Source organism: Klebsiella sp. KPN54798 (assembly GCF_021184225.1).
In the GTDB taxonomy this organism is placed as follows: domain Bacteria; phylum Pseudomonadota; class Gammaproteobacteria; order Enterobacterales; family Enterobacteriaceae; genus Klebsiella; species Klebsiella pneumoniae.
In genome coordinates this window covers 4517882-4543340 of record NZ_CP089234.1, presented here as the reverse complement: position 1 = coordinate 4543340, position 25459 = coordinate 4517882, and the positions used below count along the sequence as shown (strand labels likewise).

Below are 25459 nucleotides of genomic sequence, written 5' to 3'. Positions count from 1 at the left end.
ATTAGTTGCTCAGAATTTTAACATACGCACTGGCGCGCTGTTCCTGCATCCAGGTTGCCGCTTCTTCAGAGAATTTGCGGTTCATCAGCATGCGGTAAGCACGATCTTTCTGCGCGGCGTCGGTTCTGTCGACCTGACGGCTATCCAGCAGTTCGATCAGATGCCAGCCAAAGGAAGAGTGCACCGGTCCGCTGGTCTGCCCTTTGTTCAGACGCATCAGCGCATCGCGGAACGCCGGGTCAAAGATGTCCGGCGTGGCCCAGCCTAAATCACCGCCCTGGTTTGCCGAGCCCGGATCTTCCGAATAGGTTTTCGCCGCTTGAGCAAACGTGATTTTCCCGCTCTTAATCTCGGCTGCGATCTGTTCCAGCTTAGCCTGAGCCTGGGCGTCGTTCATGATCGGCGACGGTTTCAGCAGAATATGACGGGCGTGAACCTCGGTAACGGAGATATTCTGGGTACCACCGCGCAGGTCGTTGACTTTCAGAATGTGGAAACCAACGCCGGAACGAATCGGACCGACGATATCCCCTTTCTTCGCCGTGCTTAACGCCTGAGCGAAAATGCCCGGGAGCTCCTGGATACGGCCCCAGCCCATCTGGCCACCCTTCAGCGCCTGTTGGTCAGCGGAGTAGGTGATCGCCAGTTTGCCGAAGTTGGCGCCGTTGCGCGCCTGCTCAACGATGGAGTTTGCTTGCTCCTGGGCCGCGGCGACTTCATCAGAGGTCGGGTTCTCCGGCAGCGGGATCAGGATGTGGCTCAGGTTGAGCTCGGTGCTGGCGTCGTTCTGGTCGCCGATCTGTTTCGCCAGCGCTTCCACTTCCTGCGGCAGCACGGTGATGCGACGACGGACTTCATTGTTACGCACTTCCGAAATCAGCATCTCTTTACGGATCTGGTTACGGTAGGTGTTGTAGTTGATGCCTTCATAGGCCAGACGGCTGCGCATCTGATCCAAGGTCATATTATTTTGTTTGGCGATGTTGGCGATAGCCTGATCGAGCTGGTCGTCAGAGATCTTCACGCCCATCTTCTGCCCCATCTGTAACACGATCTGGTCCATGATCAGTCTTTCGAGGATTTGATGGCGCAGGGTGGCGTCATCCGGCAGCTGTTGGCCAGCCTGACCAGCATTGAGCTTAACCGATTGCATCAAACCATCGACGTCGCTTTCCAGCACGACGCCATTATTGACGACGGCCGCTACTTTATCGACCACCTGGGGGGCAGCGAAACTGGTATTCGCGATCATGGCGATACCGAGAAGCAGCGTTTTCCAGTTCTTCATACTTTTTCCATTTCGATTAACCGCAAATGCGGATGATGTTGTAAACCAGCCGCATCACAGGGAGCTCTGGTACGGTAAAATGTTCGAGCGCAGCATCTGCTGGGTGCCGAGGCCGTAGTTAGAGCTCAGACCGCGCAATTCGATATTGATTCCGAAGGTGTTATCGTATTTGCTCTCGCCGCCGTTGTCGTTGCTGTTCCAGCCGTTGACTTTACGTTCGTAGCCAAGACGGATGGCGTAGCAGCAGGAGTTATACTGCACACCCAACATCTGGTTTGCTGCTTTCCGGGTATTAGTATCGTAGTAGTAGGCCCCGACCACGGACCAGCGATCGACAATCGGCCAACTGGCGGTCATCCCCACCTGCGAAATACCCTGTTTATATTGTGCCGCGGTGGAATATGACGGCAGCGTGGCCTGAATATATTCCGGGCTGGCGTAACGATAGTTAAGCTGGACTAAGCGGTTCTCATCGCGACGGTATTCAATGGTGCCGTTACCAGTGGCAACGTTATCCAGACGCGTATCGTACTGGATCCCCCCGCGCAGACCCCATTCATCGGCAATGCGCCAGTAGGTATCGCCGGCCCAGACCAGTGAACCCGTGGTATCGTTGTTCTCCCAGTTGATGTTGTCATCACCGGTGCGTGACTCGGTGAAATAGTAGATTTGACCGACGGAAATATTAAAACGTTCCACCGCGGCGGCATCGTACACGCGCGAGGTGAGGCCGGTGGTGACCTGATTAGCCGACGCGATGCGGTCCAGACCGCTATAGGTACGGTCGCGGAACAGACCGGTGTAATCCGACTGCAACAGCGTGGAGTCGTAGTTGCCGATTTCACTCTGATCGCGGTACGGCACGTACAGATACTGCACGCGCGGTTCCAGCGTTTGGGTGAATCCCTCCTGCAGGTCGCGTTCAAAGACCATTTTGCCGTCGACTTTAAACTGCGGCATTACGCGGCTGACGGACTCTTTATAGTCAGTGCCGTTGGCGGCATTGTACTTATCGAGGTTGCTCTGCTGGTAGTGAGTCGCCAGCAGCTTGGCTTCGGTATTCAGACTGCCCCAATCGTTGGACAGCGGCAGGTTGATCGTCGGTTCGAAGTGAACGCGGGTCGCTTCCGGCATGTTGTTATTCGAGTTAACAAAATGGGCAACCTGTCCATAGAGATGGGTATCGAACGGACCGACATCATTCTGGTAGTAGTTGACGTCGAGCTGCGGCTCAGCCGAATAGGAGTTGCTCGATTCGCGGTCAAAGACCTGGAACTGTTTGGTCGATACCGTGGCGTCAAAGTTCTGGTTGACGTAACCGGCGCTGAATTTCTGCGTCGCATAGCCGTCGGTACTGGAACCATATTTCGAGCTGAAGTCGTTGAAGTAGTCAGGATCGCTGACCTTGGTGTAGTCAGCGTTCAGACGCCATACCTGATCGATAACCCCTGAGTGGTTCCAGTAGAACAGCCAGCGGCGGCTGTTGCTGTCGCTCGAGTGGTCGTCTTCGTAGACTTTATCCGACGGCAGGTAGTCGAATTCAGTTAAGCCGCTGCCGAGCTGGGTCAGATAGCGGAACTCGTTTTCCCACATCACGCCGCCGCGTTTGTTCATATAGTGCGGAGTAATAGTGGCATCGAAGTTTGGCGCGATGTTCCAGTAGTACGGCAGGGAGAATTCCACGCCGTTTTTGGTGCTGTATTTCGCGTTCGGGATCAGGAAGCCTGAACGACGCTTATCGCCCACCGGCAGCTGCAGGTAGGGGCTATAGAAAATCGGCACAGAGCCAAGCTTGAAGCGGGCGTTCCAGATCTCGGCAACCTGTTCTTCGCGATCGTGGATAACTTCGCTGCCGACGACGCTCCAGGTGTCGGAGCCCGGCAGACAGGAGGTAAAGCTGCCGTTTTCGAGAATGGTATAGCGGTTTTCACCGCGCTGTTTCATCAGGTCGGCGGTGCCGCGTCCCTGGCGTCCGACCATTTGATAATCGCCCTGCCAGACGTTGGTATCTTTGGTATTCAGATTCGACCAGGCTTTTGGCCCTTTGAGGATCACCTGGTTATCGTCGTAATGCACGTTGCCCAGCGCGTCCACCGTGCGCACCGGCTGCGCCTGGCCCGCGGCCTGCTGCTGGTGCAGCTGAACTTCGTCGGCGCGGAGGCGACTATTCCCCTGGTTAATATCGACGTTGCCGGTAAAGACGGCGTTGTCCGGGTAGTTGCCCTTCGCATGATCGGCGTTAATCGTCACCGGCAGATCGCCAGGACGACCTTCCACGAGCGGACGATCATAGCTTGGCACGCCAAGCATACATTGCGTTGCGAGATCGGCAGCGAGGCCTTGTTGGCTATACAAGGCGCTGGCAATCATCGTAGCCAGGAGGCTGGGAATACGTTTTTTCATACGTTGTATTTATTGTTCCATCATCTTGTGACAGCGGCTTGCAAACGGTCAGAGCCTAACTTACTCAACATTATCACGCTAGTGTTAATCCTGCCCGTTTCGAGCCCGAGCGTTAGGCACCCTGTTGAATGACGAGTATGATAAAGCAAATTATAGGCTATGTCCCACAATTGACCGAGGCGCGAGTGCCGGGTAACGTGCGGTCATATTCGAGCTTAACGGCGATAAACAGTTGGGGAGTCTATGCAGTATTTGGGTAAAGTGATTGGCGTGGCAGTGGCTTTGCTGATGGGTGGTGGGTTCTGGGGCGTGGTGCTTGGCTTTCTGGTCGGCCATATGTTTGACCGGGCGCGCAGCCGCCGGTTAAATCTCTTCGCCAATCAGCAGGAGCGTCAGTCGCTCTTCTTTTCCACCACCTTCGAAGTGATGGGGCACCTGACCAAATCCAAGGGCCGCGTTACCGAAGCGGATATTCATGTCGCCAATGTGCTAATGGATCGCATGAACCTGCATGGCGCCTCGCGCACCGCGGCGCAGCAGGCGTTTCGCGACGGTAAGGCCGACAACTATCCCCTGCGCGAGAAAATGCGTCAACTGCGTAGCGTCTGCTTTGGCCGTTTCGATCTGATTCGGATGTTTCTGGAAATTCAGCTGCAGGCGGCGTTCGCTGATGGCGAACTGCATCCTAACGAACGGGAAGTGCTGTTCATCATTGCCGACGAGCTCGGCATCTCCCGCGCCCAGTTCGATCAATTCCTGCGGATGATGCAGGGCGGCGCCCAGTTTGGCGGCGGTTCGCAGCAGCGCTCTTATGGCCAGCATGGCGGTAACGCCGGCTGGCAGCAGGCGCAGCGTGGGCCGACCCTCGAAGATGCCTGCAATGTGCTGGGAGTAAAACCGACCGACGACGCGGCGACGGTGAAGCGCGCCTATCGCAAGCTGATGAACGAACATCATCCGGACAAGCTGGTAGCGAAAGGTCTGCCGCCGGAGATGATGGAGATGGCCAAACAGAAGGCCCAGGAGATCCAGAAGGCCTGGGAGCTGATCAAAGAGCAGCGCGGCTTCTGACGTTTCCAGCCCCTCCCGTCCGGCGAGGGGTTTTAACTTTTGACCTTAGCGCGGCGATACAGCCGCCGCGGATGGCCAATTTTTCCGTACAGCATCTCCACTTCCAGAAAACCGGTCTCAACGCCGTGCTCCAGATAGCGACGGGCGGTGGTTTTGCTAAGCCCGGCGGCGCTGACCACTTCATCAACGGAAAAACAGTGCGCTTCCCGGTCGCTAAACAGTCCCTGCACCAGCGCCAGCGTTTTCTCTTCAATCCCCTTGCTGCCGCTATCCACGCGATAGTTCTTCGCCTGCAGTTGATAGAGGGAATCGACGTTTTGCTGATCGACGATTTTCCACTCCCGTTGCTGATCGTAGAACTGGATAAAGCGCTCCAGCGACTGGCTCAGCCGCTTCCATGATACCGGCTTAAGGATATAGTCGAAGGCGCCGTTGCGGATGGCCTGGCTGCAGGTTTCCATATCGCTGGCGGCGGTGATAAAGATCACCGAGCATTGGCTGGTCGCCAGCGCCGGGTCGGTCATCAGCGTGACGCCTTTGCCGTCCGGTAAATAGTTATCCAGCAGCACCAGCTGCGGCGGCGTGGCGTGAAGCAGCTGCCGCGCCTGGGCGAGGGAGGCCGCCATGCCTGCCAGCCGCAGTCGCGGGTGTTTTTGCACAAGCTCGGCGTGCAGGCGCGCCAGTTCGCTCTCATCTTCAATAATTAGCACATCGACCAGGTCATGATGCATCATGGGCCTCCGGTTGCGGACAGGCGTGCGCGTCGGCCGGGATAAATAGGGTGAAGATCGTTCCCCGCGGCGCGTTATCGGCGACTTCGATGGTGCCGCCCGCCTGAGTGACATAATGTTCAATAAGATACAGACCAATGCCGTGATCGCCACGGGTTTTGGTGGTGACGCCGCGTTCAAAAATGCGCTCGCGGATATCGGGGCGGATGCCGACGCCGCGGTCGGCCACTTCGATAATCAACTCCCGGGCGTTGAGCTGGATCAGGACTTCAACCGGCTCATGCGGCAGCTCGGCACGCTGCGTGGCTTCGATGGCGTTATCCAGCAGGTTGCCGATGATGGAGATCAGCTCGGATTCCATTAGCGACGGCAGGGGGCGGTCGATACGGCAGGCCGGGTCGAAGCTCAGCGCCACGCCTTTTTCGCGGGCGCGGGTGGCTTTGCCGAGCAGCAGACCGCATAGCGTCGGCGAGTGGAAGTGCGAGGAGATAAAATCCAGTAGCTCCTGAGCATGTTCCGACTGGGCCTCAATATAGCGGATCGCTTCGTCATAATGGCCCATATGCAGCAGGCCGGAGAGGGTAGTCATCCGGTTGAGCTGCTCGTGGCGCATGATGCGCAGATTGTCGACATAGCGCTTCACCTGGCTCAGCTGGGCGGTGAGGGCATTGATTTCATTGCGGTCACGGAATGTGATCACCCAGCCCTGCAGGGTATTCTCCAGCATAATGCGCACCCGACTGGCGAGCACGGTCAACTGGTTGAAGCGGCACAGCTCATCGTGGGTATCGCGTTCGAGCATGTCGCCGCTGGCGAAAAAGGGCTGCGGCGAAATGACGCTGTCGATCGACTGACCGCGCAGCTGGCGGGCGGGCTGGCTGAGCCCCAGCAGGCTGCGGGCGGCATGGTTTATCACCTCAATACGCCGCTGGCGATCGATGACGATCACCCCCTCAAAGATCGACTCCATCATCGCCTTTTGCTGGCGAACCAGCAGGCCAATTTCCCGCGGCTCGAGCGAAAAAATCTGCTTCTTGATGCTGCGGGTAAAGTACCAGGAGAAGATAAACAGGGCGATGAGCAGCAGGACGGCGGCGATAAAAATATTGATCACTTTAGTCAGAGTAATGCTGTCGAGATAGCTGGTGAGGTAGCCGACGGAGACAATACCGATCACTCGCCCTGCGTCATCAACGATGGGCGTTTTGCTGCGCAGCGAGACCCCGAGGCCGCCTTTGCGAATGGTGGTGATGGATTTTCCTTCCAGTACCGCCTGGTTGTCGCCGCCGACCAGTCGGGTGCCGACCCACTCCGGATGGACGGAATGAAACAGATGAACTCCCTGACGGTCGCCGATGACGATAAAGCTGGCGTCGCTATGGGCGGCGATTTGCTGCATAAACGCCTGAATCGCCTGTGGGTCGTGCCGGCTGACCTGTTGACGTAAATTCGGCATCAGGGCTATCTCTTCGGCCTGTATTTTGGCCCGGGCGCTCATCTCCTGATAAAGCTGGCGGCTGGCGTCAAAATAATAATAAATGCCCAGCGCGATAAAAAGGACCGAGAAAAAAGCGACCAGAGAAATAAACAGCTTATATTGAAAAGATAATTTCATAGGCCCCGGACGACGTATTAACCATACCGGCACTCTAACATTTTTCTGTCACGTGACATAAATGTTAAGGGAAAGTTGTGATCAGCGGCGCAGGTGCGGGCTGCCGCCAGCGGTCGCGGCGGAAATAGGCGGCCGGTGGGAAATAAAAACCATAAAAACCACAGTCATAAATCAGAGATATATCACTCCCGGGCAGTTCAGCGAATAGAAACCATAAAAACCATAGTGACCATTAAAACTTCTTTTTTAATCTGGGAAGCTTCACATTAACGACGCCGCTGTCCCTTTACGCTGAAAATGAATAATAACGACAGGGCTGAATTTATGAGCACCACAGACAATGCATTCTCTGCAACCCTTGAACCGATCGATACGCCGAAAACCACGCTCAAGCAGCGCTGGTGGCATATCATGGATAACTGGAAGGTGGGGATCGTCCCGCTGCCGCTGTTTCTGCTGGCCGGAGGACTGATTGCCCTCGACTGCCTTGGCGGCAAACTGCCGAGCGATATCGTGGTGATGGTGGCCACCCTGGCTTTCTTTGGCTTCGCTTGCGGCGAGTTTGGTAAACGCCTCCCGGTGCTGGGGAAACTCGGTGCGGCGGCGATCTGCGCCACCTTTATTCCTTCCGCGCTGGTCCACTATGGTCTGCTGCCTGACGTGGTTATTGAATCCACGACCAAATTCTATAAATCCACTAACATTCTCTATCTCTATATCTGCTGCATCATTGTCGGCAGCATCATGAGTATGAACCGCACCACGCTGATTCAGGGCTTTCTGAAGATCTTCTTCCCGATGCTGTGCGGCGAAGTGGTCGGCATGCTGGTGGGCATCGGCGTCGGCACGCTGCTGGGCATGGAGCCGTTCCAGGTGTTCTTCTTTATCGTGCTGCCGATTATGGCCGGCGGTGTGGGAGAGGGGGCGATCCCGCTGTCAATGGGTTATGCCGCGCTGATGCATATGGAGCAGGGCGTGGCCCTGGGCCGGGTATTGCCGATGGTGATGCTTGGCAGCCTGACGGCGATCGTCATCTCCGGCTGCCTCAACCAGCTCGGCAAGCGCTTCCCGCATCTGACCGGCGAAGGGCAACTGATGCCGAACCGCAGCCATGAAACCCGCAGCCTCAGCGAGAGCGAAGGCGTGAGCGGTAAGACCGACGTTGGGACCCTCGCCTCCGGCGCGCTGCTGGCGGTACTGCTGTATATGATGGGGATGCTCGGCCACAAACTGATTGGTCTGCCGGCGCCGGTAGGCATGCTGTTCCTCGCGGTACTGTTAAAGCTGGCTAACGTGGTGTCTCCGCGTCTGCAGGAGGGGTCGCAGATGGTGTATAAATTCTTCCGCACCGCGGTCACCTACCCGATCCTCTTTGCCGTCGGCGTGGCGATCACTCCGTGGCAGGAACTGGTAAACGCCTTCACTTTAACCAACCTGCTGGTGATCGTCAGTACCGTCTCCGCGCTGGTGGCGACCGGTTTCCTGGTTGGTAAAAAGATAGGGATGCACCCGATCGATGTGGCGATTGTTTCCTGTTGCCAGAGCGGGCAGGGCGGCACCGGCGATGTGGCGATCCTGACCGCCGGCAACCGCATGAGCCTGATGCCGTTCGCGCAGATCGCTACCCGCATCGGCGGGGCGATAAATGTCTCGCTGGGGTTGCTGTTCCTCAGCCACTATCTGGCGTGATATAACGCTACGCTCAGCGATAAATCTGCTATTTTCCGCTACAGAACGCCGAAAATATCTGCGTTCTGTATCCTAAATGCTCCGCATTTAGCGTTACAATCAGCGCGCGATCGGCTATCGCAACCATCATCATGACAGTCCAGGCGCTGTCGTATTTATCATATGTAGGAGAGGAATTAATGTCAGTGGATACTCCCGCCCAGGCGGGCGTCAGCATCGACGCATTGCTGGCGGCGAAAGAGCAGCGTGCAGCCCGCCAGGCCGACTGGTTGGCCCATTATCAGCAGCCTGTTATTTCCCTGACCCTGGTGACCCCGGGGGCGGTGAAGGACAGCATTCGCTATCGCAATATGATGGGCGTTGCCCTCCAGGCCTGCGATCAGCTGCTGTGGAAGCACCGCTGGCAAACGCTGGATCGTCAGGTGCTATGGCTGCCGACCGGGCCAGAAGCGCTGTGGTGCGTAGCGCATCCGGCCAGCGAAATCAAAGCGATGTGCAGTACGCTGGAGCAGAGTCATCCGCTGGGACGCCTGTGGGATATCGATGTAATCTGTCCGCAGAACGGGCTGGTGGGACGCCAGTCGCTGGGCGAATCGCAGCGCCGCTGCCTGCTGTGCGATGAGCCGGCGCACGCCTGTGCGCGCAGCCGTCGTCACGACACCGATCTCGTCGTCGCCCGCGTTGAGCAGATGATTGACGCGTGGTTCGCCCGCGATTAATCGGGATTGTTTTCTGTATCCTCACTAATCCGAGTTGCACGCAGCCAACCCGCATGCAACTCGAAGTATGAGCGTTAAAAGTCGATCGGCGCGCGAAAGGTCATCGCGTTGCCGTAGGCAGGATGGGTGATGGTGAGCGTCTCGGCGTGCAGCAGCAGGCGCGGGGCCATCGCCAGCGCCTCCGGCGTGGCATAGAAGCGGTCGCCAAGGATCGGATGCCCCAGCGCCAGCATATGCACGCGCAGCTGGTGCGACCGTCCGGTAATCGGCTTCAGGCGCACGCGGGCGGTGTTATCCTCTGCGTACTCCAGCACCTCATATTCGGTTTGCGCCGCTTTGCCGGTTTCATAGCACACCTTCTGCATTGGCCGGTTCGGCCAGTCGCAAATCAGCGGTAAATCCACGAGGCCTTCCGCCGGCTGCGGATGGCCCCAGACGCGGGCGACGTACTGCTTCTTCGGCTCGCGCTCGCGGAACTGACGCTTCAGTTCACGCTCGGCGGCTTTATTCAGCGCCACCACAATCACGCCGCTGGTGGCCATATCCAGGCGATGCACCGATTCGGCCTGCGGGAAGTCGCGCTGAATGCGCGTCATCACGCTGTCTTTATGCTCCTCAAGACGACCGGGGACGGACAACAAGCCGCTCGGCTTGTTGACCACCATGATGTGCTCATCCTGATACAGGATCACCAGCCAGGGATCCTGCGGCGGATTGTAGTTTTCCATCGCCATGTTCGCGTTCCGTTACTGGTGAGTGACGACGATCAGACGCAGCGCGTCCAGACGCCATCCGGCCTGCGCCAGCGCATCCATCACCTGCTGACGGTTGCTTTCGATCGCCGCCAGTTCGTCGTCACGGATGTTCGGGTTCACCGCCTTCAGCGCTTCCAGACGCGATAGCTCCGCCGTCAGCTTTTCATCGGCTTCGTTACGCGCCGCGTCGATCAGCCCCTGCGCCGCTTTGGCGATCTGCGCTTCACCCTGCTGCAGAATCGCATGAACGTCCTGCTGCACCGCATTGACCAGCTTGCTACCGGTATGGCGGTTGACCGCGCTCAGCTGGCGGTTGAAGCTTTCGAACTCCACCTGCGCGGCGAGGTTGTTGCCGTTTTTATCCAGCAGCATGCGAACCGGGGTCGCCGGCAGGAAGCGGTTGAGCTGCAGCTGCTTCGGCGCCTGCGCTTCGACGACATAGATCAGCTCCAGCAGCAGGGTGCCGACCGGCAGCGCCTTGTTCTTCAGCAGGGAAATGGTGCTGCTGCCGGTATCGCCGGAAAGGATCAGGTCCAGACCGTTGCGTATCAGCGGGTGTTCCCAGGTAATAAATTGCGCATCTTCACGCGACAGCGCCACGTCACGTTCGAAGGTGATGGTGCAACCGTCTTCCGGCAGGCCCGGGAAATCCGGCACCAGCATATGGTCGGAAGGGGTGAGGACGATCAGGTTTTCACCGCGGTCGTCCTGGTTGATGCCGACGATATCGAACAGGTTCATCGAGAAAGCGATCAGGCTGGTGTCGTCATCCTGCTCTTCGATGCTCTCCGCCAGGGCCTGGGCTTTCTCGCCGCCGTTGGAGTGGATCTCCAGCAGACGGTCGCGGCCCTGCTCCAGCTGCGCCTTCAGGGCATCATGCTGTTGGCGGCAGGATTTGATCAGATCGTCAAAGCCGTCGGTGGATTCCGGCGCCGCAAGATAGTTGATCAGTTCATCGTGAACGCTGTCGTAGACGGTGCGACCGGTCGGGCAGGTATGTTCGAAGGCGTCGAGCCCTTCGTGATACCAGCGCACCAGCACCGACTGCGCGGTTTTTTCCAGGTACGGAACGTGGATCTGGATATCGTGCGCCTGGCCGATACGGTCGAGACGACCGATACGCTGCTCCAGCAGATCCGGGTTAAACGGCAGGTCGAACATCACCAGGTTGCTGGCGAACTGGAAGTTGCGTCCTTCGGAGCCGATCTCGGAGCACAGCAGCACCTGGGCGCCGGTGTCTTCTTCAGCAAACCACGCCGCGGCGCGGTCGCGTTCGATAATCGACATCCCTTCATGGAACACCGCGGCGCGGATGCCTTCGCGCTCGCGCAGCACCTGCTCCAGCTGCAGGGCGGTGGCGGCCTTAGCGCAGATTACCAGCACCTTCTGCGAGCGATGGCTGGTCAGGTAACCCATCAGCCACTCGACGCGCGGGTCGAAGTTCCACCAGGTACCGGTATCACCTTCAAATTCCTGATAGATCTGCTCCGGATAGAGCATGTCGCGCGCGCGCTCTTCCGCGGTTTTGCGCGCGCCCATAATGCCGGACACTTTGATGGCCGTCTGGTACTGGGTCGGCAGCGGCAGACGAATGGTGTGCAGCTCGCGTTTCGGGAAACCTTTGACGCCGTTACGGGTATTACGGAACAGCACGCGGCTGGTGCCGTGGCGGTCCATCAGCATCGAGATCAGCTCCTGGCGCGCGGCCTGGGCATCTTCGCGATCGCTGTTGGCGGCCTGCAGCAGCGGCTCGATATCCTGCTCGCCGATCAGATCGCCCAGGGTATTGAGTTCGCTATCGCTCAGCTTGTTGCCCGCCAGCAGCAGCGCGACGGCGTCGGCCACCGGACGGTAGTTCTGCTGTTCTTCGACAAACTGTTCAAAATCGTGGAAGCGGTTCGGATCCAACAGACGCAGGCGCGCAAAATGGCTCTCCATTCCCAGCTGTTCCGGCGTCGCGGTCAGCAGCAGGATACCCGGCACGCGCTCAGCCAGCTGTTCAATAGCCTGATATTCACGGCTCGGCGCCTCTTCGCTCCACACCAGGTGGTGCGCTTCGTCGACCACCATCAGGTCCCACTCGGCGTCGCACAGGTGCTCCAGGCGCTGCTTGCTGCGACGCACGAAGTCTAAAGAGCAGATCACCAGCTGTTCGGTTTCGAACGGATTGTAGGCATCGTGCTGCGCTTCGGCGTAGCGCTCGTCGTCGAACAGCGAGAAACGCAGGTTGAAACGGCGCAGCATCTCCACCAGCCACTGGTGCTGGAGGGTTTCCGGGACCACGATCAGCACGCGCTCGGCGGCGCCGGAGAGCAGCTGCTGGTGCAGGATCATCCCGGCTTCAATGGTTTTACCTAAGCCCACTTCATCGGCCAGCAGGACGCGCGGCGCGTGACGACGGCCCACATCGTGGGCAATATGCAGCTGGTGCGGGATCAGGCTGGTGCGCTGGCCGCGCAGGCCGCTCCACGGCATGCGGTACTGTTCGCTCTGGAACTTGCGCGCGCGGTAGCGCAGGGCAAAGCGATCCATGCGGTCGATTTGGCCGGCGAACAGGCGGTCCTGCGGTTTGCTGAATACCAGTTTGCTGTCGAGCAGCACTTCACGCAGGGTGACGTTCGCTTCCTGGGTGTCCAGGCGGGTGCCAGTGTAGGACAGCAGCCCGTTCTCTTCATTCACTTTGTCAACGTGGAGCTGCCAGCCTTCATGGCTGGTGATGGTGTCGCCCGGGTTAAACATTACGCGGGTGATCGGGGAATCGTTGCGAGAGTACAGACGGTTTTCGCCGATGGCGGGGAAAAGGAGAGTGACCATGCGCGCATCCAGCGCTACCACCGTCCCTAATCCTAGTTCGCTCTCTGTGTCGCTAATCCAGCGTTGACCAAGTGTAAAAGGCATATATGTTCGGCTCTTTAGTTCTTTAATTGCAGGCAATAGTTGATCATCTCCATGAACAATCGGAGATGCGTCAAAATTGGGGCCAGGAATGGAAAGGGCGCTATATTACTGGATGGCAGAACGTTCGTCACGTTCTCCTCACGCTTCATTTTTAGGCTTTCGTGCCCGTGGAATGGGTGACAAAAAATCAAAATAGCCCCAACTGTCCTGTCACTATTGTAGCAAAGTCATCGTTGACGAAGGGCAGGATCCCTTCCGCCACCGGCTGCAACTGCTTTGTTAAATAGTGATCGTAATCGAGCGGCGACTGCTGGTAATCCGCCGGCTCCGGGCCGCTGGTGGTCCAGACGTATTTGATGGTGCCGCGCTGCTGATACTGCTGCGCCCGCCCAAGCTTCAGGTTGTGTTCATCGGCAAGCCGGGCGGCGCGCACGTGCGGCGGTACGTTGCGCTGATACTCCGCCAGCGGCCGGCGCAGGCGTTTGCGATAAACCAGCTGTTCGTCGAGCTCGCCGTTCATCAGCCTGGCGATAGTCTCCCGCACATAATCCTGATACGGCTGGTTGCGGAAGATGCGCAGGTATAACTCCTGTTGAAACTGCTGGGCCAGCGGCGTCCAGTCGGTACGCACCGTTTCCAGCCCCTTAAACACCATGCGCTGGGCATCGCCCTCCTGAATCATCCCGGCATAGCGCTTCTTGCTGCCGGTATCGGCGCCGCGGATCGTCGGCATTAAAAAGCGGCAGAAGTGGGTTTCATACTCCAGCTCCAGGGCGCTGGTAAGCTGGCTTTTGCTAAGCTCCTGCGCCCACCAGGCGTTGACATCGCTGACCAGCTCGCGGCCGATCTCCGCCGCCTGGGCTTCGCTGTGCGGGCGCTTCAGCCAGACGAAGGTGGAGTCGGTATCGCCGTAGATAACGTCATAGCCTTTGGCTTCAATTAACGCTTTGGTCTGGCGCATGATCGCATGGCCGCGCATGGTGATCGACGAGGCGAGACGCGGGTCGAAGAAGCGGCAGGCGCTGGTCCCCAGCACGCCGTAAAAGGCGTTCATAATGATCTTCAGCGCCTGGGAGAGCGGCTTATTGTGCTGGCGTTTGGCTTCATCCCGGCCGTGCCAGATCTGGCTGACAATCCCCGGCAGGCAGTGCTTATCTCGCGAGAAGCGGGCGCCGAGGAAGCCCTCGATACTGTGCTGATCATCGGGTTGCGCCAGCCCTTCAACCAGGCCGACCGGATCGATTAAAAAGGTACGAATAATCGACGGATACAGGCTTTTATAGTCCAGCACCAGCACCGAGTCATACAGGCCGGGGCGGGAGTCCATCACGTAGCCGCCGGGGCTCGCCTGCGGCGGTACGTCGCCGAGATTCGGCGCCACGTAGCCCAGGCGGTGCATGCGCGGGAAATAGAGATGGCTGAAGGCGGCGACCGAGCCGCCGTGGCGGTCGGCGGGCAGACCGTTGACCGTCGCTCGTTCGAGCAAAAACGGCATGATCTCCGTTTTGTGGAAGATCCGCGTCACCAGCTCGCAATCCTGCAGGTTATAGATGGCCAGCGCCGGTTTGTCTTCATGAAACCGGCGCTCGATCTCATCCATCCGATCCCATGGGTTGTCGATGGCTTTGCCTTCTCCCAGCAGCTCGCGGGCCACCGCCTCCAGCGAAAAGGAGGAGAAATTCCAGAACGCCGATTTTAGCGCGTCGATGCCGTCGATAATCAGCCGCCCGTTGGCCTGGGCGAAATAGACGCCGTTCTTAAAGCCGTGCTCACGCCACTCCAGCTCGCTGTTGCCGCGGCCGAGCCGCAGCGGGATACGATAGCGTTCGGCGTGCTTTTGCAGAACGCGCAGATCGAACTGCACTACGTTCCAGCCGATCAGCACGTCGGGGTCGTGTTCGGCAAACCAGGCGTTAAGCTTTTCCAGCAGCAGGGGACGGCTGGCGATGAAGACCAGCTCGAAGTCGACGTCTGGCGGCGTTTCCGGTTCGGGGCCCAGCATGTAGACCACCCGCTGGCCGCAGCCTTCCAGACCGATGCAGTACAGCTCGCCGTGGCGGCTGGTTTCGATATCCAGCGACACCCATTTCAGCGGCGGACGATAGTCAGGGTTCGGCTTCATGCGCGCGTTGACCAGCTGCGAGCCGCGCGTTTCGCCTTCCACCCACACCGGGGCGGTGATAAAGCGCTCCATCAGATAGCGCTCCGGCGGGCGGATATCGCCTTCGTAAACGGTGACGCCGCTGTCGCGGAGCATCTTCTCCAGACGCATCAACTGGCGATGGGCGCGGCAGTAGAGGCCAACAATCGGCTGACGGTGGAAATCTTTCAGGGCCAGCGGGGCGAAGCGGAGCCCTTTCTCCCCCTGCAGCAGCCGTTCAGCCTGCGCCCGCTGCGCTTCGGGAATAAAGGCGACGGACTCCTGCGGCGGGAGGGTGACCTGCAGCGGACCGTCGTCGGTGGCCAGCCAGAAGGAGAGCTCGGTGCCCTGCGGAGTGTCCCGCCAGTGACGGGTGAGTAAAAATCCTGCTCGTGGCTGGGTCACGGGTATTCTCGCCGATAAAAAACCAGGCCTGATTATAGCCTGGTTTCATGAAGGGTGCTGGGGTTTTATACAGGTGTTCGGCGCTAATGTTGCCCCGGATTGCGGCTTGCGCCTTATCCAGGCTACCAGATGGCGCAGAGCCCTGGCCCTGCTAAGCGCAGCGCGAGCAGGGTGATTATTGGCCGTAGTAGGCTTTGGCCCCATGCTTACGCAGATAGTGCTTATCCAGCAGGGTTTGCTGCATAGCCGGCAGCTGCGGCGCCAGCTGGCGGCAGAAAATCCCCATATAGGCGATCTCTTCCAGCACGATGGCGTTATGCACCGCGTCTTCGGCGTTCTTGCCCCAGGCGAACGGGCCGTGGGAATGGACCAGCACGCCGGGCATCTGCGCCGGGTCGATTCCCTGCTGGCGGAAGGTTTCGACAATCACGTTGCCGGTTTCCCACTCATAGTCGCCGTTGATCTCCGCATCGGTCATTAACCGGGTGCAGGGCACCGGGCCATAAAAGTAGTCGGCATGGGTAGTGCCGGTCGCGGGAATAGATTGCCCGGCCTGCGCCCAGATGGTGGCGTGGCGCGAATGGGTATGCACAATGCCGCCCAGCGTCGGGAAAGCCTGATACAGCAGGCGATGGGTCGGGGTATCCGACGAGGGCTTTTTATTACCCTCTACCACTTCGCCGCTCTCCAGACTGACCACCACCATATCGTCGGCGGTCATCACGCGGTAATCCACGCCGGAGGGTTTGATCACGAACACCCCTTTCTCGCGGTCGACGGCGCTGACGTTGCCCCAGGTTAAGGTCACCAGATTATGCTTTGGCAGGGCCAGGTTAGCTTCCAGCACCTGGCGTTTAAGATCTTCTAACATAGTGTGCTCCGAATAGCAGGCGAGTCGGGTATCCCTCACCCCGACCCTCTCCCGGCGGGAGAGGGAGAAAGGCGGCATGGCGCCCGGTCGGTCCCCTCTCCCCAACGGGGAGAGGGGAAGGGTGAGGGGACGGCCTCTTAGCGTTTTGAACCGTAATACACTTCATTCCAGCGCAGCGCGTCCTTGAAGGACGGCAGACGGGTATCGTTGTCGATGACGGTCAGCTCGATATCATGCAGCTCGGCGAACTGGCGCATATCGTCGAGGTTCAGCGCATGGCTGAAGACGGTATGGTGCGCGCCGCCGGCGATGATCCAGGCTTCCGACGCGGTACGCAGATCCGGCTGCGCTTTCCACAGGGCGTTGGCCACCGGCAGCTTCGGCAGATCGTGCGGCGTTGGGACGGTTTCGATGGTATTGACCAGCAGACGGAAGCGGTCTCCCAGGTCGATCAGGCTGGCGACGATCGCCGGGCCGGTTTGAGTATTGAAGATCAGGCGCGCTGGATCCGCTTTGCCGCCGATGCCCAGCGGCTGAACGTCGAGGATCGGTTTCTCGGCGGTGGCGATCGTCGGGCACACTTCCAGCATGTGCGAGCCGAGCACCAGATCGTTACCATTGTCGAAGTGGTAGGTGTAATCCTCCATAAAGGAGGTGCCGCCCTGCAGACCAGTTGACATCACCTTCATGATGCGAAGCAGAGCGGCGGTTTTCCAGTCGCCCTCGCCGGCAAAGCCGTAGCCCTGCTGCATCAGGCGCTGTACGGCGAGACCCGGGAGCTGTTTCAGGCCGTGGAGATCTTCAAAGGTGGTGGTAAAGGCGTGGAAACCGCCCTGTTCGAGGAAGCGTTTCATCCCCAGCTCAATGCGCGCGGCGTCCAGCACGTTCTGGCGCTTCTCGCCGTGAACCTGCGCTGCCGGGGTCAGACGGTAGCTGCTCTCATATTCATCGACCAGGGCGCTGATATCGCCGTCGCTGATGCTGTTCACCACCTGCACCAGATCGCCGACCGCCCAGGTGTTCACCGAGAAGCCAAACTTAATCTGTGCGGCGACTTTATCGCCGTCGGTCACCGCCACTTCGCGCATGTTATCGCCGAAACGGCACACTTTCAGATGACGGGTATCCTGTTTGGAGACCGCCTGACGCATCCAGCCGCCGATACGCTGGTGGGCCTCTTTATCCTGCCAGTGGCCGGTGACCACGCTGTGCTGTTGGCGCATGCGGGCGCCGATGAAGCCGAACTCGCGGCCGCCGTGCGCGGTCTGGTTCAGGTTCATAAAGTCCATATCGATGCTGTCCCACGGCAGCGCGGCGTTGTACTGAGTATGGAACTGCAGCAGCGGCTTATTGAGGATGGTCAGGCCGTTGATCCACATTTTTGCCGGCGAGAAGGTATGCAGCCAGACCACTAACCCGGCGCATTTGTCATCGTAGTTGGCGTCGCGGCAGATATGGGTGATCTCGTCCGGGGTGGTGCCCAGCGGCTTAAGGACCAGTTTGCACGGCAGTTTGGCTTCCGCATTCAGGCTGTTCACCACATGTTCGGCATGCTTCGTCACCTGGCGCAGGGCTTCCGGGCCGTACAGATGTTGGCTGCCAATAACGAACCATACTTCATAGTTATCAAAAATCGTCATTTTCGTATCCTTAATGGGTGAGCGCTGCCTGAGATTGCGGGGCTTTTTCCGCCTTTGCAGCCGAAGGGAGATAGTGTTGTTCCGCGCTGACCGACCACTGCTGGTAGCGCTGATAGAGTTGTTCGAAACGCTGTGCCTGCGCCGGACGCGGCTGCAGGGTAGTTTCCACCTGGCTTGCCATCCGCTGTTGGGCGGCTGGAATATCCTCATAGACGCCGGCGGCGACGGCGGCGAAGATAGCCGCCCCCAGCGCGCAGCACTGATCGGAGGCGACAATCTGCAGCGGACGGTTCAGCACGTCGCAGCAGGCCTGCATGATGACCTGGTTTTTCCGCGCGATACCGCCAAGCGCCATGACGTTGTTAACCGGGATCCCCTGCTCGGTGAAGCACTCCATAATGGCGCGAGCGCCGAAGGCGGTGGCGGCGATCAGACCGCCGAACAGCGCCGGCGCGTCGGTGGCCAGGTTAAGGTCGGTGATCACCCCTTTCAGGCGCTGGTTGGCATTCGGCGTGCGGCGGCCGTTGAACCAGTCGAGCACCACCGGCAGATGCTCCAGCGATGGATTGTTGGCCCAGGCTTCGGTGAGCGCCGGCAGTAACTGTTTTTGACTGGCTTTGATTTGCTCGCGCAACGCCGGCTGCTGCTGAGCCAGCTGCTCCAGCGGCCAGCCGAGAATGCGGCCAAACCAGGCGTAAATATCGCCGAAGGCGGACTGGCCTGCCTCCATGCCGATAAAGTGTGGAACCACGCTGCCGTCGACCTGGCCGCAGATGCCTTTGACCGTGCGCTCGCCGACGCTCTCTTTATCGGCGATCAGAATGTCGCAGGTGGAGGTGCCGATGACTTTCACCAGCGCGTTAGGCTGCGCGCCGGCGCCAACGGCGCCCATGTGGCAGTCGAAGGCGCCGCCAGAGATGGCCACACTCTGCGGCAGACCCAGGCGCTGGGCCCACTCTGCGCTCAGCGTGCCGACCGGCACATCGGCCGTCCAGGTATCGGTGAACAGCGGCCAGGCCAGATGCTGGTTGATGATGGGATCAAGCTCATCGAAGAAGCTGGCCGGCGGCAGACCGCCCCAGCTCTCATGCCACAGCGATTTATGTCCGGCGCTGCAGCGGCCGCGGCGCAGATCCTGCGGACGCGTAGTACCGGAGAGCAGGGCGGGCACCCAGTCGCAAAGCTCTACCCACGAGGCGGCTGCCTGGGCGACAGCGCTATCTTCGCGGGTGACGTGGAGGATTTTGGCCCAGAACCATTCGCTGGAGTAGATCCCGCCGATATAGCGCGAGTAATCCTCTTTGCCCGGCTGGTGGCACAGGCGGGTGATCGCCTCGGCTTCCTCGACCGCGGTGTGATCCTTCCACAGGACAAACATGGCGTTAGGGTTGTCAGCGAATTCTTCGCGCAGCGCCAGCACGTTGCCCTCGGCATCGACGGGAGCCGGAGTTGAGCCGGTGCTGTCGACGCCAATGCCCACGACGTCGGCGCGCTGTTCGGCGCTCAGCGAAGCGAGCACGCTTTTCAGCGCCGCTTCCATGGACTCGATGTAATCTCGCGGGTGATGGCGGAAGCGGTTGTTAGCGCCATCGCAATACTGTCCTTCCCGCCAGCGCGGATACCACTCCACGCTGGTCGCCAGCTCTGCGCCGGACGCGCATTCCACCGCCAGAGCGCGGACTGAGTCACTACCAAAGTCGAGGCCAATCGCAATTGCCATCTTGTTACTCCATGCAGAAATCATTCATGCAGCAACAGTAGATATCCCCGGCAAAATCCGTCAGGCCGGATTCGCTAATCTTATGGATTATTTTGCTGTTACCTTGCAAAGTGTGACGCCGTGCAAATATTCGATGTGGACTTTTCTGCCGTATTTATAGACACTTTTGTTACCCGGCATATCACGGTGGAATGCACGCTGCTGGCGCTTTTTTCGCTTGCTGTGCGGGTTTTTCGCCAAATTCCCACCGCCGTCGCAGTCGCGACAGGGCCGAGAGCGATAAAATGATGAATATGGACAATTGGTGCCACTGATACCTTCGGGGAGAACCACGCGTATGGCCGAAACGCAAAACGATCCGCTGCTGCCGGGCTACTCTTTTAACGCTCATCTGGTCACCGGCCTGACGCCGATTGAGGCGCAGGGATACCTGGATTTCTTTATCGACCGCCCGCTGGGTATGAAAGGCTATATTCTCAATCTGACGATCCGCGGCGAGGGGGTGATCAACAACCACGGCGAACAGTTTGTCTGCCGGCCGGGCGATATGCTGCTGTTCCCGCCCGGGGAAATTCATCACTATGGCCGCCATCCCGACGCCAGCGAGTGGTATCACCAGTGGGTCTACTTCCGCCCGCGCGCCTACTGGCACGAGTGGCTCAACTGGCCAACGATTTTTGCCCAGACCGGCTTTTTCCGTCCGGATGAACAGTGGCAGGCGCGCTTTGGCGAGCTGTTCGGCCAGATCGTCGATGCCGGGCAGGGGGCGGGGCGCTATTCCGAACTGCTGGCGATAAACCTGCTGGAACAGCTGCTGCTGCGGCGCATGGAGGCGATCAACGAATCGCTGCATCCGCCGCTGGACAACCGGGTGCGCGACGCCTGCCAGTACATCAGCGACCATCTGGCGGACAGCCATTTTGATATCGCCAGCGTCGCCCAACACGTTTGCCTGTCGCCCTCGCGTCTGTCGCACCTGTTCCGCCAGCAGCTGGGGGTCAGCGTCCTCGGCTGGCGGGAGGATCAGCGCATCAGCCAGGCCAAACTGTTGCTCAGCACCACGCGGATGCCGATCGCCACCGTTGGGCGCAACGTTGGCTTCGAAGATCAGCTCTATTTTTCCCGCGTGTTTAAAAAATGCACCGGGGCCAGCCCGAGCGAATTCCGCGCGGGTTGTGAATAAAAAGTAAAGAAAGTGAAATGATGACCCGCTTAAATGTCACAGCCAGTAAACTATTAAGACAATTGATGGCTTGACGACGGCGCGATGGCTTCGGAGAATCCGGGCTTCGTTTTTTAACCGGGTACATTATGCAAGCATTGCTCGAACACTTTATTACCCAATCCACGGTCTACTCATTGTTAGCCGTGATGCTGGTGGCCTTTCTCGAGTCGCTGGCGCTGGTGGGGCTTATCTTACCCGGCACGGTGATGATGGCTGGCCTTGGGGCGCTCATCGGCGGCGGCGAAGTTAACTTCTGGCAGGCGTGGCTGGCGGGGATTGTCGGCTGCCTGCTGGGCGACTGGATTTCATTCTGGCTCGGCTGGCGCTTTAAGAAGCCGTTGCACCGCTGGTCGTTTATGAAGAAAAACCGCGCCCTGCTGGAGAAAACCGAGCATGCGCTGCATCAGCACAGCATGATCACCATTCTGATTGGCCGCTTTGTCGGACCGACGCGTCCGCTGGTGCCAATGGTCGCCGGGATGCTCGACCTGCCGGTGGCCAAGTTCGTGCTACCGAATATTATCGGCTGCCTGCTCTGGCCGCCGCTCTATTTCCTTCCGGGCATCCTCGCCGGGGCGGCGATTGATATTCCGGCTGATGAAAACAGCGCCAGCTTTAAATGGCTGCTATTGGGGGCGGCGCTGCTGGCCTGGCTGGCGGGATGGCTGTGCTGGCGGCTGTGGCGGAGCGCGAAAACCTCAGGCGATCGGCTGACCCGCTGGCTGCCGCGCGGCCGACTGCTGTGGCTGTCGCCGCTGATGGTCGCGCTGGCGGCTACAGCGTTAACATTTGTCTTCCGCCATCCGCTGATGCCGGTCTATCTGGCGATCCTGCACAAAGTCATCGCGCGCTGATCCCCATCAAATGCGAGGCGCTGCTGTGGCCGCTTAACAGCTCGGCGGTGGCGCCATCCCAGACAATGCGCCCTTCGGCGACCACCATCGAGCGCGGCGCGATGCGCGCGGCGTCCTCTACGCTGTGGGAGACCATCAGCAGGGTGAGCTGCTGCTGCTCGCAGACATCGGCGACCAGGGACAGCATCTCCTGGCGCAGCGCCGGATCGAGCGCCGAGAAGGGTTCATCCAGCAGCAGCACCGGCTGCTGGCGCACCAGACAGCGGGCCAGCGCCGCGCGCTGCCGCTGACCGCCGGAGAGCTCGCCGGGCAGACGTTCCAGCAGCGCATCAATTCCCATCTGTCCAGCTATCGCCGTGACCTGCGCCTGCTGCTCGCGGCTCAGTTTAAGGCCTGGGTGGATCCCGAGGCTGATATTTTGTCGAATGGTCAGATGGTTAAACAGGTTATTCTCCTGAAACAACATCGAGACCGGACGCTGCGCCGGCGGCGTCGCGTTATGCGCCTCGCCGTTAATCAGCAGGCTGCCGCTGGCGGGTGGCAGAAACCCGGCGATCAGATTCAGCAGGGTGCTCTTTCCGGCGCCGCTGGGACCGAGCACCGCGATGCGCTCCCCGCGCGCGACGTCGAGGGTGAAGCGCATCGGCAGATGCTGGTATAGCCAGGTCACATCATTGAGTTTTAGCATCACGCCCCGGAAGTTTTTCAATCAGCGTAAACAACAAGAAACAGAGTAGCAGCAGGAGCAGGGCGGTGACGGCCCCGTCCTGGCTGCGGTAGGCGCCTATCTGCTGGTACAGATAGAAAGGCAGGGTGCGGAACGCCTCGTTGCCGAACAGCGCCACCACGCCGAAATCGCCAATCGACAGTACGCAGGCGAAGGCGAGCGCCTGGGCCAGCGGGCGCCGGAGAGCGCGAAGCTCGACCACCCGCAGCCGGGCAAAGCCTTCAATACCCAGCGACTGGCACAGCATGCTGTAGCGGGCGGCAATGTCGCGCATCGGGTTTTCCAGTACTTTCAGCGCATAGGGGATCGCCATCAGGGCATTAGTGAAGATGACGATGCCGTCGGCGGACTCCGGCAGGCCGATAGTGTTATTGAGCAGCAGGAAGAAGCCGGTCGCCAGCACAATTCCCGGCATCGCAAGGATCAGCATGCCGCTCAGCTCCATTGCCTGCCCGGCCAACGGCCGCTGGCGAGCGCGCAGCTCCCGGCTGCTCCATAACAGCATCATCGTCAGGGTCACGCTCAATAGCCCGGCGGCGATGGCGATGCGTAGAGAGGTGCTCAATGCCTGCCAGAGCGCTGGCTGCGCCAGCACGTCCAGCATATTACGGTTGATCCCGTCGACGATGACCGCCAGCAGCGGCGGGAGCAGCAGCAGCAGGGCGGCGCCGATCAGCAACCCGTCGCTCAGGCGGCTATGCAGGCGATCGTCAGGGTCGCGCCAGCCGCGCACATGGCTGACGCCGATGGCGACGGCTTTACTCAGACGCTGGCTAAGCAGCACCAGCCCAAGGCAGCAGAGCATCTGGATCAGCGCCAGCATTGCCGCTCGCGCCGGATCGTAGTCAAAGCTCAGCGCCTGGTAGATAGCCAACTCGATCGTGGTGGCTTTCGGGCCGCCGCCCAGCGAGAGCACGGTGGCGAAGCTGGCGAAGCAGAGCATAAAAATCAGCGCGGCGACGGCGGGAATGTGCCGGCGCAGCCACGGCCATTCGACGAGGCGGAAAAAGGCATAGCCGCGCATGCCAAGCTGGGCGGCAATTTGCCGCTGCTTGCCGGGAATGTTCTCCAGCGCCTGCAGCAGCAGGCGGGTCGCCATCGGCATATTGAAAAAGACGTGCGCCAGCAGGATGCCCTGCAGACCGTAGGGCGAGAACTCCCATTGCCAGCCGAGCGCGTGAAATAGTGAGGCCAGCCAGCCCTGGCGGCCATAGACGCTGAGGATGCCGAACACCGCCACCAGCACCGGCAGGATCAGGGTCATCGCGCACAGGCGCAGCAGCAGCGTACGGCCCGGGAAGCGACGCCGATAAAGCGCGCGGGCGAGAAAGATGGCTGGTCCCAGCGAGATCAGCGCTGACAACGACGCCTGCCAGAAGGAGAAGCGGACCACATGCCACAGGTAGCTATCGCTGAAGACCGATTGCCAGCCCGCGCCGGGGGCGCTAAACCACAGCGCCAGAAACGCCGCCAGCGCGACAGCGCACAGCAGCGTAGCGGCGAACAGGCCCGGCATCAGCCCGCGAAGGTTTAGCGGCTGACGGCGCGTTGCCATGCGCTAATCCAGGTTTGACGCTCGCTGGCGACCTGCTGTGGGGTAAAGGACAGGGTGGTCTGCGGCTTCACCAGGGTATCAAACCCGGCCGGCAGGGTGACCTGGGTCACCGGATACATCCAGTTGCCGGTAGGGATGGCGTTCTGGAAGCCAGGAGATACCATAAATTTGAGGAATTTTTCCGTCAGTTCCGGCTGCTTGCTGGCGGCGGTACGCGCGGCAACTTCGACCTGCAGATAGTGGCCCTCGGCGAAGTTCGCCGCCGCATAGTTGTCTTTCTTCTCTTCAATCATGTGGTAGGCCGGCGAGGTGGTATAGCTCAACACCAGGTCGCTTTCCCCTTTCAGGAACAGGCCATAGGCTTCGCTCCAGCCTTTGGTGACGGTAACGGTTTTCGCGGCCAGCTTCTGCCAGGCCTCGGGCGCTTGATCGCCATAGACCTTTTGCATCCACAGCAGCAGGCCCAGTCCCGGGGTGCTGGTACGCGGATCTTCATAGATGACCCGCCATTTTTGCGGGCCCTCGACCAGCTCTTTCAGGCTCTTCGGTGGATTAGCCAGTTTGTTTTTGTCATAGACGAAGGCGAAATAGCCGTAGTCGTAGGGAACAAAGGTGTCATTATCCCAGCCGCCCGGCACGCTGACCGCGCTGGCGGGTACGTTGCTTTTGGCAAACAGTTTACTCTGCGCCGCGGCTTCCAGCAGGTTGTTATCAAGGCCAAGCACGACGTCGGCCTTGCTGTTTTTGCCTTCCATGCGCAGGCGATTCAGTAGCGAAACGCCATCTTCCAGCGCGACGAACTTCAGCTCGCAGCCGCACTCCGCTTCAAAGGCTTTTTTGACCGCCGGGCCGGGGCCCCAGTCGGCAGAGAAGGAGTCATAGGTATAGACGGTAAGAACAGGCTTAGCCAAAGCGGGCATGGCGACCAGCGCCAGCAGCGGGAGTAATTTTTTCAACACTTTGCACCTCAGAAAAAAGGGGTGGCAAAGGATTTTGAGTGAGCCTCAAATCCCTTCGCCGGCGTTATCCGGATCAGGTTCGACGGGTATTTTCTCAGCCCATACGCTTCATCCTTCAAGCCGCATCTGCGTTAGCTTCGCGCGTTCACCCCAGTCACATAGTTATCTATGCTCCAGGGGGTTCACCCGCTTGC

At 59.5% G+C, this 25459-nt stretch carries 18 protein-coding genes; 5 read left to right on the top strand and 13 right to left on the bottom strand.

All coding sequences use genetic code 11. The features are described from left to right. Position 1: 1 nt before the first annotated feature. Together surA and lptD are read right to left on the bottom strand one after the other, a co-directional pair. Positions 2 to 1288, bottom strand: a complete 1287-nt coding sequence (gene surA / locus LPQ25_RS21815; protein WP_002888329.1) for a peptidylprolyl isomerase SurA — start codon at positions 1286 to 1288, stop codon at positions 2 to 4. Positions 1289 to 1342: 54 nt separating this feature from the next. Next, positions 1343 to 3691 (bottom strand): LPS assembly protein LptD, encoded by a 2349-nt coding sequence (lptD, locus tag LPQ25_RS21810; RefSeq protein WP_012737387.1) that lies wholly within the window; start codon positions 3689 to 3691, stop codon positions 1343 to 1345. 243 nt (positions 3692 to 3934) lie between these two features. Between lptD and djlA the strand changes: the two genes are divergently transcribed. After that, positions 3935 to 4762: a co-chaperone DjlA gene (gene djlA, locus LPQ25_RS21805; RefSeq protein ID WP_012737388.1), complete on the top strand. Its 828-nt coding sequence runs from the start codon at positions 3935 to 3937 to the stop codon at positions 4760 to 4762. Between the two features lie 32 nt (positions 4763 to 4794). Here djlA and LPQ25_RS21800 read toward each other — a convergent pair whose 3' ends face one another. Then, positions 4795 to 5493: a response regulator gene (locus LPQ25_RS21800; protein ID WP_002888337.1), complete on the bottom strand. Its 699-nt coding sequence runs from the start codon at positions 5491 to 5493 to the stop codon at positions 4795 to 4797. Next, the gene (locus LPQ25_RS21795; protein WP_014908018.1) at positions 5483 to 7108 is read right to left on the bottom strand and encodes an ATP-binding protein; all 1626 of its coding nucleotides are present in this window, start codon (positions 7106 to 7108) and stop codon (positions 5483 to 5485) included. The genes LPQ25_RS21800 and LPQ25_RS21795 overlap by 11 nt, the downstream gene beginning before the upstream one ends. Before the next feature lie 324 nt (positions 7109 to 7432). On the opposite strand from LPQ25_RS21795, the gene LPQ25_RS21790 reads away from it, so the two are divergent. Then, positions 7433 to 8797 carry a 2-hydroxycarboxylate transporter family protein gene (locus LPQ25_RS21790; RefSeq protein ID WP_002888345.1) on the top strand — a complete coding sequence of 455 codons (1365 nt, stop codon included), beginning with the start codon at positions 7433 to 7435 and terminating at the stop codon, positions 8795 to 8797. Positions 8798 to 8976: 179 nt separating this feature from the next. Next, positions 8977 to 9516, top strand: coding sequence for a citrate lyase holo-[acyl-carrier protein] synthase (citX, locus tag LPQ25_RS21785; protein ID WP_002888347.1), 540 nt, complete (start codon positions 8977 to 8979; stop codon positions 9514 to 9516). Between the two features lie 74 nt (positions 9517 to 9590). Here the strand turns inward: citX and rluA are convergent, their stop codons facing one another. The 6 genes from rluA to araB form a co-directional block, all read right to left on the bottom strand. Then, positions 9591 to 10250, bottom strand: a complete 660-nt coding sequence (gene rluA, locus LPQ25_RS21780) for a bifunctional tRNA pseudouridine(32) synthase/23S rRNA pseudouridine(746) synthase RluA (RefSeq protein ID WP_004145980.1) — start codon at positions 10248 to 10250, stop codon at positions 9591 to 9593. 12 nt (positions 10251 to 10262) lie between these two features. Further along, entirely contained in the window at positions 10263 to 13169 is a 2907-nt protein-coding gene (gene rapA, locus LPQ25_RS21775) for an RNA polymerase-associated protein RapA (RefSeq protein ID WP_004178574.1), read from the bottom strand. A 187-nt stretch (positions 13170 to 13356) separates the two neighbouring features. Further along, a complete protein-coding gene (gene polB / locus LPQ25_RS21770; RefSeq protein ID WP_012737391.1) occupies positions 13357 to 15714 on the bottom strand; it encodes a DNA polymerase II in 2358 nt (785 codons plus the stop codon). A gap of 175 nt (positions 15715 to 15889) precedes the next feature. Continuing rightward, positions 15890 to 16585, bottom strand: coding sequence for an L-ribulose-5-phosphate 4-epimerase (gene araD / locus LPQ25_RS21765; protein ID WP_002888353.1), 696 nt, complete (start codon positions 16583 to 16585; stop codon positions 15890 to 15892). 137 nt (positions 16586 to 16722) lie between these two features. Then, positions 16723 to 18225, bottom strand: coding sequence for an L-arabinose isomerase (gene araA, locus LPQ25_RS21760; protein ID WP_004177424.1), 1503 nt, complete (start codon positions 18223 to 18225; stop codon positions 16723 to 16725). Between the two features lie 10 nt (positions 18226 to 18235). Beyond that, positions 18236 to 19945: a ribulokinase gene (gene araB / locus LPQ25_RS21755; RefSeq protein ID WP_012737392.1), complete on the bottom strand. Its 1710-nt coding sequence runs from the start codon at positions 19943 to 19945 to the stop codon at positions 18236 to 18238. A 337-nt stretch (positions 19946 to 20282) separates the two neighbouring features. On the opposite strand from araB, the gene araC reads away from it, so the two are divergent. Both araC and LPQ25_RS21745 read left to right on the top strand, forming a co-directional pair. Then, complete coding sequence (araC, locus tag LPQ25_RS21750; RefSeq protein WP_004145972.1) at positions 20283 to 21128, top strand: arabinose operon transcriptional regulator AraC; 846 nt, start codon at positions 20283 to 20285, stop codon at positions 21126 to 21128. 128 nt (positions 21129 to 21256) lie between these two features. Beyond that, complete coding sequence (locus tag LPQ25_RS21745; protein ID WP_002888373.1) at positions 21257 to 22024, top strand: DedA family protein; 768 nt, start codon at positions 21257 to 21259, stop codon at positions 22022 to 22024. Here LPQ25_RS21745 and thiQ read toward each other — a convergent pair. From thiQ to thiB, 3 genes are read right to left on the bottom strand one after another with little or no spacing between them, the layout of a single operon-like run. Next, positions 22011 to 22712 (bottom strand): thiamine ABC transporter ATP-binding protein ThiQ, encoded by a 702-nt coding sequence (gene thiQ / locus LPQ25_RS21740; RefSeq protein WP_004145970.1) that lies wholly within the window; start codon positions 22710 to 22712, stop codon positions 22011 to 22013. The two genes, LPQ25_RS21745 and thiQ, sit on opposite strands and share 14 nt — an antisense overlap. Next, on the bottom strand, positions 22696 to 24306 hold the full coding sequence (gene thiP, locus LPQ25_RS21735; protein WP_234599487.1) for a thiamine/thiamine pyrophosphate ABC transporter permease ThiP: 1611 nt from the start codon (positions 24304 to 24306) through the stop codon (positions 22696 to 22698). Before thiP ends, thiQ begins: the two co-directional genes overlap by 17 nt. Next, positions 24282 to 25265 carry a thiamine ABC transporter substrate binding subunit gene (thiB, locus tag LPQ25_RS21730; RefSeq protein WP_012737394.1) on the bottom strand — a complete coding sequence of 328 codons (984 nt, stop codon included), beginning with the start codon at positions 25263 to 25265 and terminating at the stop codon, positions 24282 to 24284. Before thiB ends, thiP begins: the two co-directional genes overlap by 25 nt. Positions 25266 to 25459 lie beyond the last annotated feature (194 nt).